The 15,343-nt window shown below is 69.2% G+C and carries 14 protein-coding genes and 3 pseudogenes; 6 read left to right on the top strand and 11 right to left on the bottom strand.

The features are described 5' to 3' along the window. Positions 1 to 62: 62 nt before the first annotated feature. From ACLB9X_RS08375 to ACLB9X_RS08350, 6 genes and pseudogenes are all read right to left on the bottom strand, one after another. Positions 63 to 647, bottom strand: a pseudogene (locus ACLB9X_RS08375) (MFS transporter); the annotation flags it as partial. A gap of 307 nt (positions 648 to 954) precedes the next feature. Next, positions 955 to 2,628 (bottom strand): hypothetical protein, encoded by a 1,674-nt coding sequence (locus ACLB9X_RS08370; protein ID WP_410359625.1) that lies wholly within the window; start codon positions 2,626 to 2,628, stop codon positions 955 to 957. A 210-nt stretch (positions 2,629 to 2,838) separates the two neighbouring features. Further along, a pseudogene (locus tag ACLB9X_RS08365) lies at positions 2,839 to 3,610 on the bottom strand (SDR family NAD(P)-dependent oxidoreductase). 65 nt (positions 3,611 to 3,675) lie between these two features. After that, positions 3,676 to 4,209 (bottom strand): DinB family protein, encoded by a 534-nt coding sequence (locus tag ACLB9X_RS08360; RefSeq protein ID WP_410359624.1) that lies wholly within the window; start codon positions 4,207 to 4,209, stop codon positions 3,676 to 3,678. Positions 4,210 to 4,367: 158 nt separating this feature from the next. Continuing rightward, complete coding sequence (locus ACLB9X_RS08355; protein ID WP_410359622.1) at positions 4,368 to 4,712, bottom strand: hypothetical protein; 345 nt, start codon at positions 4,710 to 4,712, stop codon at positions 4,368 to 4,370. Between the two features lie 66 nt (positions 4,713 to 4,778). Then, positions 4,779 to 5,669: a LysR family transcriptional regulator gene (locus tag ACLB9X_RS08350; RefSeq protein WP_410359621.1), complete on the bottom strand. Its 891-nt coding sequence runs from the start codon at positions 5,667 to 5,669 to the stop codon at positions 4,779 to 4,781. Between the two features lie 498 nt (positions 5,670 to 6,167). Between ACLB9X_RS08350 and ACLB9X_RS08345 the strand changes: the two genes are divergently transcribed. Both ACLB9X_RS08345 and ACLB9X_RS08340 read left to right on the top strand, forming a co-directional pair. Continuing rightward, positions 6,168 to 6,368 (top strand): NAD(P)-binding protein, encoded by a 201-nt coding sequence (locus ACLB9X_RS08345; protein ID WP_410359620.1) that lies wholly within the window; start codon positions 6,168 to 6,170, stop codon positions 6,366 to 6,368. A gap of 78 nt (positions 6,369 to 6,446) precedes the next feature. Then, entirely contained in the window at positions 6,447 to 7,316 is an 870-nt protein-coding gene (locus ACLB9X_RS08340) for a flavin monoamine oxidase family protein (protein ID WP_410359619.1), read from the top strand. A gap of 127 nt (positions 7,317 to 7,443) precedes the next feature. Here ACLB9X_RS08340 and ACLB9X_RS08335 read toward each other — a convergent pair whose 3' ends face one another. From ACLB9X_RS08335 to ACLB9X_RS08325, 3 genes are all read right to left on the bottom strand, one after another. Then, entirely contained in the window at positions 7,444 to 8,160 is a 717-nt protein-coding gene (locus tag ACLB9X_RS08335; RefSeq protein ID WP_410359618.1) for a peptidoglycan recognition protein, read from the bottom strand. 66 nt (positions 8,161 to 8,226) lie between these two features. Next, the gene (gene glpK / locus ACLB9X_RS08330; protein ID WP_410359617.1) at positions 8,227 to 9,741 is read right to left on the bottom strand and encodes a glycerol kinase GlpK; all 1,515 of its coding nucleotides are present in this window, start codon (positions 9,739 to 9,741) and stop codon (positions 8,227 to 8,229) included. 40 nt (positions 9,742 to 9,781) lie between these two features. Next, positions 9,782 to 10,549 (bottom strand): IclR family transcriptional regulator, encoded by a 768-nt coding sequence (locus ACLB9X_RS08325; RefSeq protein ID WP_410359616.1) that lies wholly within the window; start codon positions 10,547 to 10,549, stop codon positions 9,782 to 9,784. 143 nt (positions 10,550 to 10,692) lie between these two features. On the opposite strand from ACLB9X_RS08325, the gene ACLB9X_RS08320 reads away from it, so the two are divergent. Then, positions 10,693 to 11,121, top strand: a complete 429-nt coding sequence (locus tag ACLB9X_RS08320) for an ATP-binding protein (RefSeq protein ID WP_410359615.1) — start codon at positions 10,693 to 10,695, stop codon at positions 11,119 to 11,121. Between the two features lie 117 nt (positions 11,122 to 11,238). Here ACLB9X_RS08320 and ACLB9X_RS08315 read toward each other — a convergent pair whose 3' ends face one another. Then, positions 11,239 to 11,751 (bottom strand): N-acetyltransferase family protein, encoded by a 513-nt coding sequence (locus ACLB9X_RS08315; protein WP_410359614.1) that lies wholly within the window; start codon positions 11,749 to 11,751, stop codon positions 11,239 to 11,241. Positions 11,752 to 11,994: 243 nt separating this feature from the next. Continuing rightward, entirely contained in the window at positions 11,995 to 12,654 is a 660-nt protein-coding gene (locus tag ACLB9X_RS08310) for an NADPH-dependent FMN reductase (RefSeq protein ID WP_410359613.1), read from the bottom strand. A gap of 315 nt (positions 12,655 to 12,969) precedes the next feature. On the opposite strand from ACLB9X_RS08310, the gene ACLB9X_RS08305 reads away from it, so the two are divergent. The 3 genes and pseudogenes from ACLB9X_RS08305 to ACLB9X_RS08295 all read left to right on the top strand — a co-directional run bounded on the left by ACLB9X_RS08305 (position 12,970) and on the right by ACLB9X_RS08295 (position 15,217). Then, positions 12,970 to 13,353, top strand: coding sequence for a hypothetical protein (locus tag ACLB9X_RS08305; RefSeq protein ID WP_410359612.1), 384 nt, complete (start codon positions 12,970 to 12,972; stop codon positions 13,351 to 13,353). Between the two features lie 53 nt (positions 13,354 to 13,406). Continuing rightward, positions 13,407 to 14,536: pseudogene (locus ACLB9X_RS08300) on the top strand (IS630 family transposase). 21 nt (positions 14,537 to 14,557) lie between these two features. Then, positions 14,558 to 15,217, top strand: coding sequence for a class I SAM-dependent methyltransferase (locus ACLB9X_RS08295; RefSeq protein WP_410359611.1), 660 nt, complete (start codon positions 14,558 to 14,560; stop codon positions 15,215 to 15,217). Positions 15,218 to 15,343: the final 126 nt, after the last annotated feature.

The raw sequence follows: 15,343 nt of genomic DNA, 5'->3' as shown, positions 1-15,343 counted from the left end.
TGCGACCCCCTTCGCCCGCGTCAGGGCGAAGGGGGCCGCATGCCGGGCAGGACGGCGGACGGTCAGGGGAGCGGGGACGCGACGGGCGCAGCGCTCTCGTCCTGGTCGGAGACGGAAGTCTCGTCGTCCAGGGAGACGTGCTGGGTCTCCTTGCCGAGGACGACCGCGACCAGGGTCAGCAGTCCCATCACGGAGAGGTAGACGCCGACCAGCCACGGCGAGCCGTCACCCGCCTCCCACAGCGCCACCGCGATGAACGGGGCAACGGCCGCGCCGAGGATCGAGCTGACGTTGTACGAGATACCGGAGCCGGTGTACCGCACGCTCGTGGGAAACAGCTCGGGCAGGAGCGCGCCCATCGGGCCGAAGGTCATGCCCATCAGGGTGAAGCCGAGCACCAGCCACAGCACCACGCCGAGCGTGCCCAGACCGAGCAGCGGCACCCATACGAGCCCGAAGACCACGATCGCGGCGGTGACCCAGATCAGCGTCGTGCGCCGGCCGTACTTGTCGGCGAGGGGACCCGAGACCAGGGTGAACACGGCGAAGAACAGCACCCCGAAGATCATCATCAGGACGAACGTGGTGTAGCTGTACCCCAGACCGGGCACGGCGGCGTCCTTCGCGGTGCGTCCGTAGCTCAGCGAGTCGCCGGCGACAGGCGCCGACGGCCCGGGCAGCGGCGAGCGTCCCCCTCGCGGCAAGGACACCCGTACCGTTCGGGCAGCGCAACAATCTCACTCATCTCAGGGACCGGTAGATCCATATCGAGATGTGAGACGCAGGATGCTGCGATGAACGCGCTCGTGCTGCCGGCCGGGGAGCACTGTGATGCGCTCCTGGCGCGCCTGATCTCCCCGGCGTCTTCGCAGTCGACGAACTGGCCGTGCGTTGTTACCGCTTGGCGCGTCGAGCAGCAGCGCCGTCTCGGGACGGCCACCGCCGGCAGCGGCCTCAGCAGCAGCCGTCTTCCGCCGTGCCCGCGACGGCTTCGAGGCGGCAGAAGCAGGACGCCTTGATCGGCATGTCCGCCATGGCGGCCGCGAGCTTCAGTTGCTGGGCCACGATCTGCGCCTCGCCCGATCTGCCCAGCCGCACGAGACACTCGTGGAACCCGTGCAGCGACCATACGTTGCCGGGGTGTTGCAAGGCACGCGGCAGCGTGTCGTCGAGGCCCAGGTCGGCCCGGTAGACGGCCTCCGCCTCCGCTACGCGGCCCTGTTCGAGGAGCAGGGCGCCGTACGCGTGCCGGGTGGGTTGCATCCATCCCCACGGCTCGTCGTAGGGAAGGCCGTCGTCGAGTGCGATCGCCCGCTCCAGCGCGGCGAAGGCGGCGTCGTGGTTCCCTTTGCGGTACTCCAGTTCGCCGTCGAGCATCGCGGACGCGACCGCGAGGATGTCGGCACAGGTGTTGTTGAACAGCATGCGTGTCCCGGGCACCCGGGCGACGGCCTGACGGAACAGCTCACGTTCGGTTTCCGCCTCCGGGATCCGGCCCGTGACGGCGTAGGCGACGCCGCGGGCGTAGCGGAGCATCGCGGTGGTCACGCAGTAAAGCTGCGGGTCCGCGGGCAAGCGCAGTTCGAGGATGTCGGACCAGCGGCCGAAGCGGATGAATACGTGCACCCGCATGGCGAGGAAGCCCTCCAGCCAGTCGGCCATGGGGGGACTCTCCACCCTCAGCAGTTGCTCGGGGATGGAGGCCTCGAGTTGTGCGGCGGTCTCCAGGGCGGTCGCCGACCGGCCGAGGAACATCGCGCCGTAGATCTTGAAGTGGTGGTTGTGGGATCGGTACAGGGTGTAGAAGTTCATCGCGCCGGCTCGTGCGTGGTACTTCTCGTCGGCGGCGATCGCGCTGGTGTTGTCCGCCACCACCCGCCGGTAGTCGCCGCAGAGCACATCCAGGTGGGTGGGCATGTGCTGAAGGTGACCGGCATCGGGCACGAGACCGCGGAGCCGGTCCGCGACAGGCATGGCGGCCTCGGGAGTCGAGGACATCTCCATGAGGTGGATGTACATGTGCAGAAGACCGGGGTGCTTCGCGCCGGCCCCGGTGCTGATCGCCCGCTCGAGGACCGCCTTGGCCTCCAGAGTGCGGGAGCCCTCCGCGGGCAGACCCGTCCGCAGGTCCCACAACTGCCAGGGCGTGAGGTTCATCTGCGCGTCGGCATGGAGCATGGCGACATCGAGGTCGTCGGGTGCGAGGGCGTGGACAGCGCGCATGCTGTCGGCGTACGCCTCGTTCCACACCGACAGGTCCTCCACCGCTTCCGCCTGCGGATACCGGTCCCGCAGCGCCCGGATCAGGGCCCGTTCCACGGGAGTGGCGCCGTCGGCCTTTGCGTGGGCGCGTTCGACGGCCGCGTGGGCACGCTCCACCGTCCGGGCCAGCTCCTCGCCTTCGAAGAACTCCCAGGGCTTGTTGTAGTTCGGTCCGAGGGCGTAGGCGATGCCCCAGTAGGCCATCGCGCAGTCCGGATCCGCCGCGGCGGCGGCTTCGAAGCAGGAGATGGCTTCCTCGTGATGGAAGGCGTACGCCCAGACCAGCCCGCGGTCGAACCATGTCTGGGCGGACGGGGAGGACGTCGTCACGGGTCGGGTGTGGGTGCCGAGGTCGTAGTAGTCCATCCGTCTCTCCTGACGGTACGGTCGGTCGGCCACAGGTCCGGACGAGCCGCTCGCCCGACCGGACATGTGGACGCGCCGCGATCGGCACGCACTCTCCCAACGCGATGAGGCTTTCCGGGACACTTGCAGCGGTGCCCACGGGTGGGTGAGGCCGGGGGTGCCCCGGGTGCCGCTGCCGGGGGACTGTGGGCGAGGCGCGGTGAGGGAAGGTCAGTTGCGGCCGGCCATGACGCCGCCGTCGACGTCCCAGACGGCGCCGGTGACCCAGTCGGTCTGGTGCGACAGCAGGAAGACGACGGTGGCGGCCACGTCGTCGGGCGTGCCGGTCCGGCCGATCGGGTGGAAGTCGTTGAAGCCGTCGAGCGCGGAGTCGACGTCCGCCTTGAGGATGAACTCCTCGTAGATCGGGGTGCGTACGACGGCGGGGGCGACCGCGTTGACGCGGATGCCGTGCGAGGCGAGTTCCATCGCCAGGTGCTGGGTGAGCGAGTGCAGTCCCGCCTTGGCCATCGAGTACGCCGAGGACGGGGTGGCGGCGATGGCCTGGTGGGCCCACATGGAGCCGATGTTGACGACGGAACCCTTCGCCCCGCGGTCGATCATGTTGGCGACGACGGTCTGGGTGAGGAAGAAGAACGCGCGGTTGATGGCCTGGTAGCGGTCGTAGTCCTCGGCCGTGTGCTCCAGGAAGGTCTTCGGGGCGAACACGCCCGCTGCGTTGACCAGCAGGGTGGCGTCGGCGTGCTCCTCGGTGAGACTGACGCGCAGGCGGTCGACGGCCGCGGGGTCGGCCATCGGCCGCCAGGCCGACGGCCTTGCCATGGGTGGACAGGGCGGCCGCCGCCTCGTCGGCGCCCGCCTGGGTACGGCCGGTGACGACGGCCGTGCCGCCGGCGTCGAGGACGTGACGGGTGACGGCGTAACCCATGCCGCTGGTGCCGCCGATGACGACGACCTTCCGGCCGGTGAAGTCGAGGGTGATGCTGGACACGTGGTGCTCCTGTGGTGGGGTGGTTCCCCGGACGGGAGGAGGGGGCGGTCTGGCGGTCAGGCGTAGGGATTGCAGACGAGGTAGCCGTCGACGCGGCTGAGCCAGTCCGAGGCGGGGTCGTCGGGCAGGGCATGGCCGAGGTTGTCGGCACGGACCTCGCTGATCCACTGGTCGTGCTGGTACTCGTGGTTGATGAGCGCGACCAGCAGGTGGTTCGCGACGACGGTCATCTGGGCGGGGGCGCCGACCTTGCCGGCGGCGATGTCGCCGATCCGCGCGTGGACGCGCTCGGCGACGGTGTCGCGGAACGCGGCGAGCCGTTCGACGGTCGGCAGCGCGCCGCGGAACTTCTCCGGATTCGCCGAGTCCATGAGCCCGTCCAGCTCCGGGTCGGGGCTGGGCTCGGCCGCGGTGAGGTTACGGATCATGAAGTGGGCGACATGGGCCTGGTGTCCGAGGTGCCAGCCGATGGCGCTGGAGTTCTCGTGCGGGCGCCAGGTCACCTCGTCGGGGCTGAGGTCTTTCCACAGCTCGTCGGTGTAGGCGCGGGCCCGGTCGTACTCGCGAAGCAGGGCCTGTACTTTGTGCATGACTCCACCTGTAGGTTTGCGGGGAGGACGATAAGCGCGGCGAAGCCGCAGCACGGTCGTAGCCGCTCTCAGGTCTGACGCCGGCTCAATGCCGGCCCTGACCGCTTGCGGTGCGGGCGGCTCCAAGGCGAGAGGCTGCCCGGCTGAAGTGCTGGGCGTCAGACGGTGTCGTAGACCCGCACGTCAGGCGCCGCCTTCAGCATCGGGGCCAGGCCAGCGACCACATCGCGGGTGAACAGGTCGCCGGCCAGGTACGCCTTCGCGTCGGCCACCGTCCGGAAGCCGTGGAGGACCTGGACGTCCTCGTCGCGGACGAGGAACTCCTTGCTCGTGGCGCCCGGGACGGTGTCCAGGAACGGCTGCTTGTACTTCTCGTAGACGCCGGCGGCCGCGACGCGGTTGGTCGGCTCCACCTCCAGCGTGATCTCAAGATACGCCATGGTTATGCCTCGCTTGATCGGCAGGGATGGGTCGTTGCGGTAGGGCCGCAGCGTGCCTGCCAAGTTAGGCTCTCCGTAGGGGATCCGGTAGAGGATCTCGCTGAATCAGGCTATAAGCAATGCGTATGGCTAAGGGCGGGCGGCCGCCAGGCTGTCGGCGAGGCGGAGCAGGTCCGCGGCGAGCGGGGAGTCGGCGCTCCAGACCGCTTCGAAGGAGATCTGCACCTCCCGGCCCTCGTCCATCAGCGGCCGGTGGGGCACGTCGGGCGAGGTGAGCTTGGAGCGGGGGACCATGGCCGAGCCCAGGCCCAGCCTGGTCCAGTCCTCCAGGACCTGATAACCGGCGGCTTCGCCCGGATAGGTGTTCAGGGGCATTTCGCGGGCCTGGAAGAGCTGCGTGGTGAACGTGGTCAGGCCGCAGGTGTCAGGGACGAGGATGAAGCACTCCTTGCCGGCCTCTTCGAGTTCCAGGGGAGCGTTCCCTTCGGCTTCGGGGCTGACGACGACGATCGGCTCCACGTCGATGACGCGGTGCTCGAAGCGCGGCATCGCGGCGACGGCCGGGATCAGGATCATGTCGAGCTGCCCGGCCGGCAGGCATTCGCGCAGGTCCTGCATGTTCGCCTCGCGCAGCACCAGGTCGCGCGGCACGGGCAGGTCACGGACCATGCTGAACGCCCGGGCGACCAGGTGCGAGCCGATCAGGGGCGAGACGCCCATGCGGATCTTCTGCTCACCGGGTTCGGTCAGCCGCCTGGCCTCCGCCGCGACGGCGTCGAGCGCGACCAGGGCACGATCGATCAACGGCAGGATCCGGGCACCGAAGGCAGTCTGGGTCACCCCACGCGGCGACCGGTCGAACAGCCTGTCGCCGAGGCGCTCCTCCAGCTTGGCGATGCCGTTGGACAGAGCGGGCTGCGTCACCCCGTAGGCGCGTGCGGCGGCGCTGAACGACTTGGTCTCGGCGACGGCCTGCGCGTACCGGAGTCCTTCGGGATTCAGGCGATCGATCATAGCCATGGCTTATCGCTCCATTTGCTGATGTCCCCTACGGGCGCGATGGCCGCTGTCTACGGTGGGACGCCTGCTGATTCAGCATAACCAGCAGCTATGAGCACCGTCTGTCCCCAGAGGAAGGCCACCATGTCGGAGAGCGCCGTGACCGTCGTCGTCACCGAGCCGCGGGGCCCACTGCGCCCGTCCGTGGCCGAGACGACGCCGCCGACGGGCCGGTGGTCCGTGTGTCCGTGGTGGCGAGTGGCGTGTGCAACGCCGACATCGGCACGGCCGCGGCCACCGCACCGGTCGACGAACTCCTGACCGGGCTGAACGTGCAGGGACAGCTGACCCTCGTCGGCGTCGACGCCGGATCCCTGACAGTGCCGGCGGCCCAGCTCGTCATGAACGCCCACAAGGGGCGACCCCGCATCGCCACGATGCCACCGGCTCGGCACCTCTCGGACCGGACGCGCCCCGGGAGCCGGATGCCCGAACACCACGTGAGAAGGGAAGCCACACATGTCCCACCGGGACAGCCACGACGTGATCGTGATCGTGATCGGCGCCGGCGCTTCCGGACTGGCCGCGGCCACCGCCCTGCACGCCGCCGGCCGCGACACGCTCTGCCTGGAAGCCCGCGACCGCATCGGCGGACGCCTGCTCTCCGTCCCCGCACCGAGCCCGGAGCGGGCCCTGGACCTGGGAGCCACCTGGTTCTGAGACGGAGAGGAGCGCGTCCGGGAGCTCGCGGCAGGAAGCGGCATCGAGACGTTCGCCCAGCACCTCGCCGGGGACACCATGCTCCAGGACGCCACCGGGACACGCCGCCTCACCGGCAACCTGATCGACGCGCCCTCGCGTCGTTTCGCCGCCGGAGCGCAAAGCCTCACCTCCGCCCTCGCGGCCACGCTGCCGGAGGATGCCCTGCGCCTGCGCACTCCCGTCACCGCTGTCCACCCGCATGGCCAGGGCGGCCTGGTGCTGCACACGCCCACCGGAACGCTGCGCGCCGAGCACGTGGTGCTGGCTCTCCCCCCTGCCCTGGCTCTGGAGCGCATCGACCTCGGTGACGTGCTCCCCACCGACCTCGTACGCCTGGCCCGCACCACACCGGTGTGGATGGGCGCCGTCGCCAAGGTCGTCGCCCGGTACCCCTCCGCCTTATGGCGGGACGCAGGCCTGGCCGGTGCGGCGTTCAGCAGGACCGGTCCGCTGCAGGAGATGCGCGACATGTCGGGGCCCGACGGCCGGCCCGCCGCGCTCTTCGGATTCGCGCACGCGCGCACCGTCCGCACGGGATTCCAGCAGGCGGTGACCGCCCAGCTCGCGCAGCTCTGCGGGCCTGCCGCGGCTTCCCCCGAGGCCCTGCATGTGCAGGACTGGAGCGCCGAGCGGTGGACCGCTCCGTCCACCGTCCAACACCTCGCCGACTATTCCCTCTTCGCACACCCCCTCTACCCGCGGCCGGCGCTCGACGGCCGACTGCACTGGGCGTCGACGGAGACGGCGACCGATCATGCCGGCCACATCGAAGGCGCCCGTTCCGCCGGTGAGCGAGCGGCACGGGCCGTGCTCGCGGCAAGCACCGGAGCGGACGTCTCCAGCAGCAGCGTCCGCACCGCGAGCCGGTCCACGCCTCGGACCACCGTGCCCGCCCGGCACCGCTGACGCAGAAGCCGCATCACGTCCCCGGCTTCCAGGCCGGCGCCCACCACGTGCGGCTCAGGAGGTACTACTCCGGCTCGCACCCCCGCACGATGGTTCACCCCGGCGACCAGTGCCGCCGGAGCAGACCTCAACGCTTCCGCAGCCGGAACACGGCCTCCCGGATCGCGGGCAACCGCTCGTACAGCACGTCGCCGGGGCAGTCCGTGCGGAAGCTGTCGCGATGTCCCGCGATGACGTGGAGTTCGGCCGACTCGCCCTTCCTGTACCTGCTCTCGTCGTTCGCCGAAAGGAGCCGCACGGTGCCACGGGGGTCGGCCCCCGGCCGGAGTCTCCAGGCGGCGACCTTCACGATCGACGCCTCGAGCGCGGGCGGGACCGTCGTGCCGGGCCCGAAGGTGCCGAGCGCCGCGACGCCGATGCTGTCGGCGTTGAAGCCCTTGGTGTGCGCTCCTTGGACGGGCCGTCCGACGCCGCCGGCCCGGCCTTCATAGATGGTTCCGCAGCGGTCGACCACGAAGTTGTAGCCGATGTCGTCCCAGCCCTCACTCTTGATGTGGTCCTCCTGCATCGCCCGCAGCATGCGTGGGGCGTCGGCACAGTCGTAACTGTTCAGGTGACCGGTGTGGTGGACGAAGACCGCGCTCACCGTACCGGTGTATGTCGCGCCCTCCCTGACCATGCCCTCATTCGCCCGCCACGCCTTGCGGCTGACGATCGGCGGCCGCGGGACTCCGGGAGCGACGGTGACGGGCTCGGGCCGGGCGGGGCGGTGCGGGGCGTCCCGCAGCACCAGCGAAGCCAGCAGCACGACTCCGGCGCTCAGGACGATCCGGCGGGACCACATGGGACCACACTGCGACTCGGCCAGGTACCTCTCGCAGGTGAGCAAGCCATTCGGGTGAAGCGGGTGTCATGACCGCCCCGGCGGCTGGATCCACCCCAGGGACCGCTCGACGGCTCGTTGCCAGCAGTCGTACTCGCGCTGCCGCCGCTCGGCATCCATGGCCGGCAGCCACTCGGCGGCCCGGTGCCAGTTGCGGCGCAGGACCTTCATGTCCGGCCAGTAGCCGGACGCGAGCCCGGCGGCGTAGGCGGCGCCGAGCGAGACGGTCTCGGCCACCAGGGGCCGTACCACGGGAACGTCCAGCACGTCGGCGAGGAACTGCATGAGCAGGTTGTCGGAGGTCATGCCCCCGTCCACCTTGAGCTGCTTCAGGGCGAGCGCGGAATCGGCGTTCATGGCGTCGACGACCTCCCGTGTCTGCCAGCCGGTGGCTTCCAGCACGGCTCGGGCCAGGTGGCCCTTCGTGATGTACGAGGTGAGGCCGACGATGACGCCGCGGGCGTCGCTTCTCCAATGGGGTGCGAACAGCCCGGAGAACGCGGGGACGATGTAGCAGCCGCCGTTGTCCTCCACGGTGCGTGCCAGGGTCTCGATCTCGGGTGCGCTGTTGATCAGACCCAGTCGGTCGCGGAACCACTGGACCAGCGAGCCGGTGACGGCGATCGGCCCCTCCAGGGCGTAGACCGCGGGCTGCTCCGCGATCTTGTATGCGACGGTGGTGAGCAGCCCGTGCCGGGACCGGACGACATCGGCGCCGGTGTTCATCAGCAGGAAACTGCCGGTCCCGTAGGTGCACTTCGCCTCGCCCGGCGAGAAGCAGGTCTGCCCGAACAAGGCCGCCTGCTGATCGCCGAGGGCTGCCGTGATCCGGATCCCCGGGAGCACGGCGCGTGCCTCGCCGTAGCACTCGGCCGAGGGACGGATCTCCGGCAGCATCTGGCGCGGGACTCCGAAGAACTCCATGAGCTCGCCGTCCCAGGTCAGCGTCCGCATGTCGATGAGCATGGTGCGGCTGGCGTTGGTGGCGTCGGTGATGTGCAGGCCGCCGGCCGTTCCGCCGGTGAGGTTCCAGATCAGCCAGCTCTCCATCGTGCCGAACAGCACCTCGCCGTCCCGGGCCCGCTGCTCCAGCCCGTCGACGTGATCGAACAACCAGCGGATCCGGGGCGCGGAGAAGTACGTCGAGGGAGGCAGACAGCAGCGTTCGAGGAAGAACTCGTCCCCCGGCCGGCTCCTCAGATCGTCGACGAGCGGAGCGGTACGGGTGTCCTGCCAGACGATCGCCCTCCCCAGCGGCACACCGGTCCGCCGGTCCCAGAGCACGGTCGTCTCCCGCTGGTTGGCGATCCCGATGGCGGCGATCTGCGCGGCGTCCACGCCCGCGTGGGACAGCGCCTCGGGCACCACGCGCTGCAGGTTGCGCCAGATCTCCACCGCGTCGTGCTCGACCCATCCCGGCTGCGGAAAGTACTGGCGATGCTCTCGCTGGGCGACCGACACCAGCCCCCCGCGTTGATCGAAAAGGATGCATCGAGTGGAGGTGGTGCCCTGGTCGATGGACATCACATACCGTGCAACCATGATCGGACCTGCCTTCCGATGCGTCGCTGGAGCCGCGTGCCTACCAGCGGGCCGCGCCCAGGTCTCTGGAGATCGCCCGTGCGGCCTCCCTGAGCAAGGTGATCAGGGCCGATCGGGGCCGGCCTCCCGTGTCGCAGATCCGCTCGACCGGGCCGGACACGCCGAGCGCGCCCACCACGAGGCCGCCGTGCCCCCGGATCGGCGTGGCGATTCCGGCGTCACCCATGCTCATTTCCTGCACCTCGGAGCCCCAGCCGAGCTCTCGAATCTCGCCGAGCGCCCGGTTGAGATCCTCCGGGAGCACGAGGGTGTGCCGGGTGTAGGCCTCCAGTTCCGTCTTCAGCAGCGGCTCGACGGGCGCGGCCCCGAAGGCGAGCAGGACCTTGCCGAGCGAGGAGGCGTGCAGCGGCAGCAGCGCCCCCACGTCCAGGGTCTGGAGGGTGTCGTCCGGCCGGAAGACGTGGTGGACGATGAGCACCTGCCCCTCCAGGGGCGTACCCAGGCGGACGGCTTCCCCGCTGCGGGCGGCCAGGGCGTCGGCCCAGTTGAGGGAGCGGGACCGCAACTCGTTGACGTCCAGGTAGCTGGTGCCGAGATGGAGCAGTGCCGCTCCGAGCTGGTACTTCCCGGTGGCCGCGTCCTGCTCCACGAAGTCCACGTGCTGCAGGGTGCGCAGAATGCCATGGGCGGTGCCTTTGGCCAGGCCCAGCGACGACGCCACCTCGCCCAGTCCGAGCCGGCGCGGACCGGCGGCGAGCAGTCGCAGGATCGCCGCCGCCCGTTCTATGGACTGGACCGGGCCGACCATAGAACGATCGTAATCCGGGCTTCGCCTCGGGACCTCCGTTCGACAATGCCGACCGTCGTTCATTGACCGACCGCTCCACCCTCCTTAGCGTTTCATCACGCCCGGCCGCCGGCCGGCAGCGCGCTTCCGGAGGAGGACGGGCCATGACAGTGGTGCAGCTCAGCGCAGAGCTTCCCGAAGACGTCACGTACGTCTTTCCACTGCCCCACGCCCCCGGGACCGCCTCGGTCATGCGCCGCCGCGTGTGCGCCGTCCTCACCGACTGGCGCGTGCCCGCGGAGGTCGCGGAGGACGTGCTTCTGCTCGCCTCGGAGCTGCTCACCAATGCGATCACCCACGCCCTGCCCCCGGCGACGCTGCGGATGTCGCAGGTCCTGGTGGACGGCCTCAAAGCCGTACGCATCGAGGTGACGGACTCGGGCCCTGCGGCTCCGGCCGACCCGGCGGCTGCCGGTCTCGACCCGGACGAGCACGGCCGAGGCATCGAAATCGTCATGGCACTGTCGGCCAGGCATGGCGTGCGCGAGCATGCCGAAGGGGCCGGTTGGTGGGCGGACGTGGTCGTGAGCTGAGACGACGAGATCGGTCTGGTTCTTGTACGCGCCGGCGCGGCCGGTGCCGCGACGACAAGGCTGCGGCGAAGCCCGGCGGCACATCTGCCTGCACGCCACGTGAGTCGACCATGCCCCCTACAGCGGGACGTGGATGTCGAGGACGGGCCCGACGGCGTGAGGGGGTGGTGCGTCCAGGCTCTCCAGGACATGGAGCATCGGTACGTTCTGCGCGGCGACCGCCGCCGTCAGGGTGTGGTGGCCCGCCCGGCGGGCCACTTCGGCCGCGTGTGCGGCCAGGGCGGTGCCCAGCCCCTTGGACTGCCAGGCGTCCTCGACCAGCACGGCGAGCTCGCCGACCCCTTGCCGGTCCGTGTGCATCACATTGGTCATGGCGATGATGTGGTCCGTCCGCTGGGCCGGGGTGGTCACCAACGTGGTGCCGCGCCTCGGGTCGGACAGCAGTCGCCATCCTGCGGGAGAGAGCTGGGGCTTGCCGGCGTGGTAGCGCAGGGCCCGGCTGCTCGGCGAGCAGCGGCGGTGCAGCGCCTGGATCGGTTCAAGATCCGCGGGGGTCACTTTGCGGGTCCGGGTGGCGGTACCGTCGGTCAACGTGATCGGGTGCGAGATGTCTCGGCCGACGTCGGGCATGCGATGGTCTCCTGACAATGGCATACGTGCATGCGGGCGGACCCCGCTGGGCGGATGTCCGCTTCGGCACACGAGCAGTCTTTTGCCACGCCCCGCCCGACTCAAGACGGGTTTACGCCAAAGCAATTACGCTTCGCAATTAGTACGTCACTAAACGGAGTCGGCGCGGCAGGCGAGATCAGAGCCGAATGTCACCGCTCGGCGCGCATTCATCGCCGCCATGCGCCGAAAGACAGTCCCCGGCTAGTCCTCCGCCCGTTGGGTGACGGGTGCCTCGGTGCGGTCGCCCGGGAACTCGTACCACCGGCGCTGCAGGCAGACGTACCGGGCATCGGCTTCGACCAGGCGGAGAAAGGCCGCGACGGTCTCGGCAAGGCGCCCCTGCAGGCCGGAGTCGGTGAGCGTGCCGTCCTCGGTGAAGCCCTGGTGAGCCTTGGCAAGGCTGAACATGTCCGGATAGACCCGGGTGCCGAGGTGTTCCAGGGGAACCCTCAGTGCCCACAGCCCGCGGTTGCCGCCGACCATGGACGGGGACGCGGAGACGAGCAGTGCGTGTTTGGTCTTGAACGGCTGGGGCTGGACGCGGGAGACCCAGTCGATCGTGTTCTTCAGGACCCCGGGCATGGAGGCGTTGTACTCGGGGGAGGAGATCACGAAAGCGTCGCATTGCTCGAGCCGGTCGCGCAGCGCGAGAGCTCCCTCGGGCAGCCCTTCGGAGGCCTCTACGTCGCCGTCGTACGGGGGCATCTCGAAGTCGCGCAGGGTGGCGAGGTCGGCGGTGACGCCGGCATCGGCGATCATGCGGGCCACGAGCGAGGCGAGACGGGCGTTGGTGGACTCAGCCCGCAGGGCGGCGCCGAAGACGAGCACACGCAGGGGACCGGGGTGGGCGTCCGTGGGCATGGGCGATGTCCTTCCGGCGTGAGGGTCCGCCCGGACAGGGCGCTGCAGACCAGTGTGGTCCGCACCGGGCTGTCGCACGACAGGGATGGGCCTTCCGGGCGTCACACGTCATGCCACGCGTGTCGCCGTCCCTACCCAGCTGACCATGTCCTGTCTCGGACCAAGAAAGTGATCACCTGTCCCGCGGACCCTCATCTAGTGCCGCATCAGGCAACGTTCGCCTCCTCCGGGGTCGACTGATAGTCGGCCAGAGGACCACATCCGGTGGCCGTGGGAACGGAACTGTGGTGGCCAGTACTCGCGTAGGGTGCTTGGGTGTTCAATCGGCTTGAGATCAGCGTGTTGCCACCAGGCCCCCGATGGGCTGCCCAATTGTCTTTCCGGATCGATGGCGAGGAAGTGGTGGCAGCCGCGATCGGAGAGGGAGGCCGCGGCCCGTTCGCCGAGGAGGCATTGCCGGCCGATGGCCAGGGTCCTCTCTGGGCGACCGACGAGGGGCAACGTGTAGTGCTGGGTGAGCCCGAGTGCACGGGCGGATGCTGTGGCTACCTGTCCGTGTTCGTGCAGCGTCACGGCAGGATCGTGGAGTGGTCCGACTGGCAGGGGCCGGTTGATGAGGCGCGCCCTGCGGCATTTCACTTCGACGCCGATCAGTACGACGCCGAACTCACCCGCGCGCTGACTACGTTTACCTCGTGACTGTCTGCCGCGTGGGTGGTTCCCTGCGCGGCGGTCCAGGCCAGACTGATCACGTGGCTGGACGTGTACAGGTTCTTGAGATCGATGACAACGAGGGCCGGCGGCTGCTGCGGATCATCCGCCGGGGCACCGGGTCGGTGGTGACCTGGCGGCGGGCCCAGATGGTGCTGCTGTCCGCGCAGGGCATGCCGGTGGCGAGAATCGCCGAGGTGTCGTTCACCAGTGACGATCGCGTCAGAGACGTGATCCACAACTTCAACACCGGCGGCTTCGACTCGCTGTATCCGAAATACTCCGGCGGCCGGCCGAAGACATTCACGCTGCCGGAACGACGTGAGATCAAGAAGATCGCCAAGTCCAAGCCGCCCGAGCACGACCTGCCGTTCTCGACCTGGAGCCTGACCAAGCTGGCCGACTTCCTGGTCGCCGAGGGGGTGGTCGACGACATCAGCCACGAGGGCCTGCGCATCCTGCTCCGCGAGGAAGGCGTCTCCTTTCAACGCCTGAAGACCTGGAAGACCTCTCGCGATCCGGACTATGCGGCCAAGAAGGCCCGCGTCGAACACCTCTATGCGATCGCCGACGGCGAGGTCATACCCGAGGACGGTGAACCCGAAGTCATCTTCATGGACGAGTTCGGACCCCTCAACCTGATGCCCCACCCGGGCCGGCAGTGGGCCGAACGCGGAGGCAAGCACAAGCACCCCGACCGCGAGCCCCGGCGACGGCGCCGGGCGACCTACACCGCTACGGCGGGGTCCGGCACCTGTTCGCTGCCCTGGACCTGACCAAGGACAAGCTCTACTGCCACATCAAGCCGGTCAAGAAGCGGACCCAGTTCCTGGAGTTCTGCCGCTACCTCCGCACGCTTCACCCACCAACGGTGCGGATCGCGATCGTCAGCGACAACTTCTCCCCGCACCTGACCACAAAGAAGTGCCAGCGCGTCGGCACCTGGGCAGCGGCGAACAACGTCGAGATGGCCTACACCCCGACCAACAGCTCCTGGCTCAACCGCATCGAGGCCCAGTTCACAGCCCTGCGCTACTTCACCCGCGACGGCACCGACCACGCCGACCACAAGGAACAGGGCAGCATGATCCGCCGCTACATCATCTGGCGAAACCGCCACGCCGACGACCGGCGCCTACGCGCCGTCGTCGACAGGGCGAACGTTGCCTGATGCGGCACTAGAGTCGTCCGCGTGCCTGATCTCTCCTATCTCACCGCCGTCCGGGAGTCGTACGACACGGTCGCCGCCGCCTACTTCGCACAGGTCAAGCCTCCAGCCCAGCTTGATCCGTTGTCACGAGCGATGCTGGACGTGTTCGCAGAGGTGGTGCGAACGGCCGGCCTCGGGCCCGTCGCCGACCTGGGATGCGGGCCCGGCAAAGTCACGGCGTACCTTGCTGAGCAGCACGTGCCTGCCTTCGGCATCGATCTGTCGCCCGCGATGGTCGAGCTCGCCCGCAAGACCTACCCGGAACTGCGTTTCGCTGTCGGCTCGATGACCTCGCTCCCCATCGAGGACGACAACCTCGGCGGTATCCTCGCGTACTACTCCACGCACCACACGCCACCGACGTTGTTGCCGCTGGTGTTCGGTGAGTTCCACCGCACTCTCGCTCCCGGCGGTTGTCTGATGCTGGCCGGCCACGTAGGGGCCGACCAGCACCTACGTCCCACACAGGCATATGGCGGTCATGAGGTGTCCTACGAGTCCTACCTGTTGCCGCCCGACCGGATTGTCGAACTCTTGAAACAGGCCGGGCTCGTCCTCACCGCGCGTCTGGTGGAGGAACCCCGCGAAGGAGCCACCAGGACCTTCGCCACCTTTCTCGCCCACAAACCCGAACGACCCTGAGTGGGCGGTTCGTGAGTATATGAGTTGTTCTGGTGTCGCCTGATGGTGTGGACGGAGGCGGAACGTGCCGGTCCGATGCCGGTGGCCTGCTGGAATCGGTGGGGTGAGTGAACGCAAGCCGTACCA

Origin of the sequence: Streptomyces sp. 5K101 (assembly GCF_046506645.1) — a bacterium.
Taxonomy (GTDB): Bacteria; Actinomycetota; Actinomycetes; order Streptomycetales; family Streptomycetaceae; genus Streptomyces.
The sequence above is the reverse complement of the archived record's forward strand: the minus strand, read 5'-3'. Positions and strand labels throughout refer to the sequence as shown.

What these genes read in the sequence shown, in the direction of transcription:
- ACLB9X_RS08325 (WP_410359616.1), bottom strand. Translation starts at nt 10,549, where the DNA reads ATGGTCGGCCCGGTCCAGTCCATAGAACGGGCGGCGGCGATCCTGCGA.
- ACLB9X_RS08335 (WP_410359618.1), bottom strand. Translation starts at nt 8,160, where the DNA reads ATGTGGTCCCGCCGGATCGTCCTGAGCGCCGGAGTCGTGCTGCTGGCT.
- ACLB9X_RS08310 (WP_410359613.1), bottom strand. Translation starts at nt 12,654, where the DNA reads ATGCCCACGGACGCCCACCCCGGTCCCCTGCGTGTGCTCGTCTTCGGC.
- ACLB9X_RS08360 (WP_410359624.1), bottom strand. Translation starts at nt 4,209, where the DNA reads ATGCACAAAGTACAGGCCCTGCTTCGCGAGTACGACCGGGCCCGCGCC.
- ACLB9X_RS08340 (WP_410359619.1), top strand. Translation starts at nt 6,447, where the DNA reads ATGCTCCAGGACGCCACCGGGACACGCCGCCTCACCGGCAACCTGATC.
- ACLB9X_RS08350 (WP_410359621.1), bottom strand. Translation starts at nt 5,669, where the DNA reads ATGGCTATGATCGATCGCCTGAATCCCGAAGGACTCCGGTACGCGCAG.
- glpK (WP_410359617.1), bottom strand. Translation starts at nt 9,741, where the DNA reads ATGGTTGCACGGTATGTGATGTCCATCGACCAGGGCACCACCTCCACT.
- ACLB9X_RS08370 (WP_410359625.1), bottom strand. Translation starts at nt 2,628, where the DNA reads ATGGACTACTACGACCTCGGCACCCACACCCGACCCGTGACGACGTCC.
- ACLB9X_RS08320 (WP_410359615.1), top strand. Translation starts at nt 10,693, where the DNA reads ATGACAGTGGTGCAGCTCAGCGCAGAGCTTCCCGAAGACGTCACGTAC.
- ACLB9X_RS08345 (WP_410359620.1), top strand. Translation starts at nt 6,168, where the DNA reads ATGTCCCACCGGGACAGCCACGACGTGATCGTGATCGTGATCGGCGCC.
- ACLB9X_RS08315 (WP_410359614.1), bottom strand. Translation starts at nt 11,751, where the DNA reads ATGCCCGACGTCGGCCGAGACATCTCGCACCCGATCACGTTGACCGAC.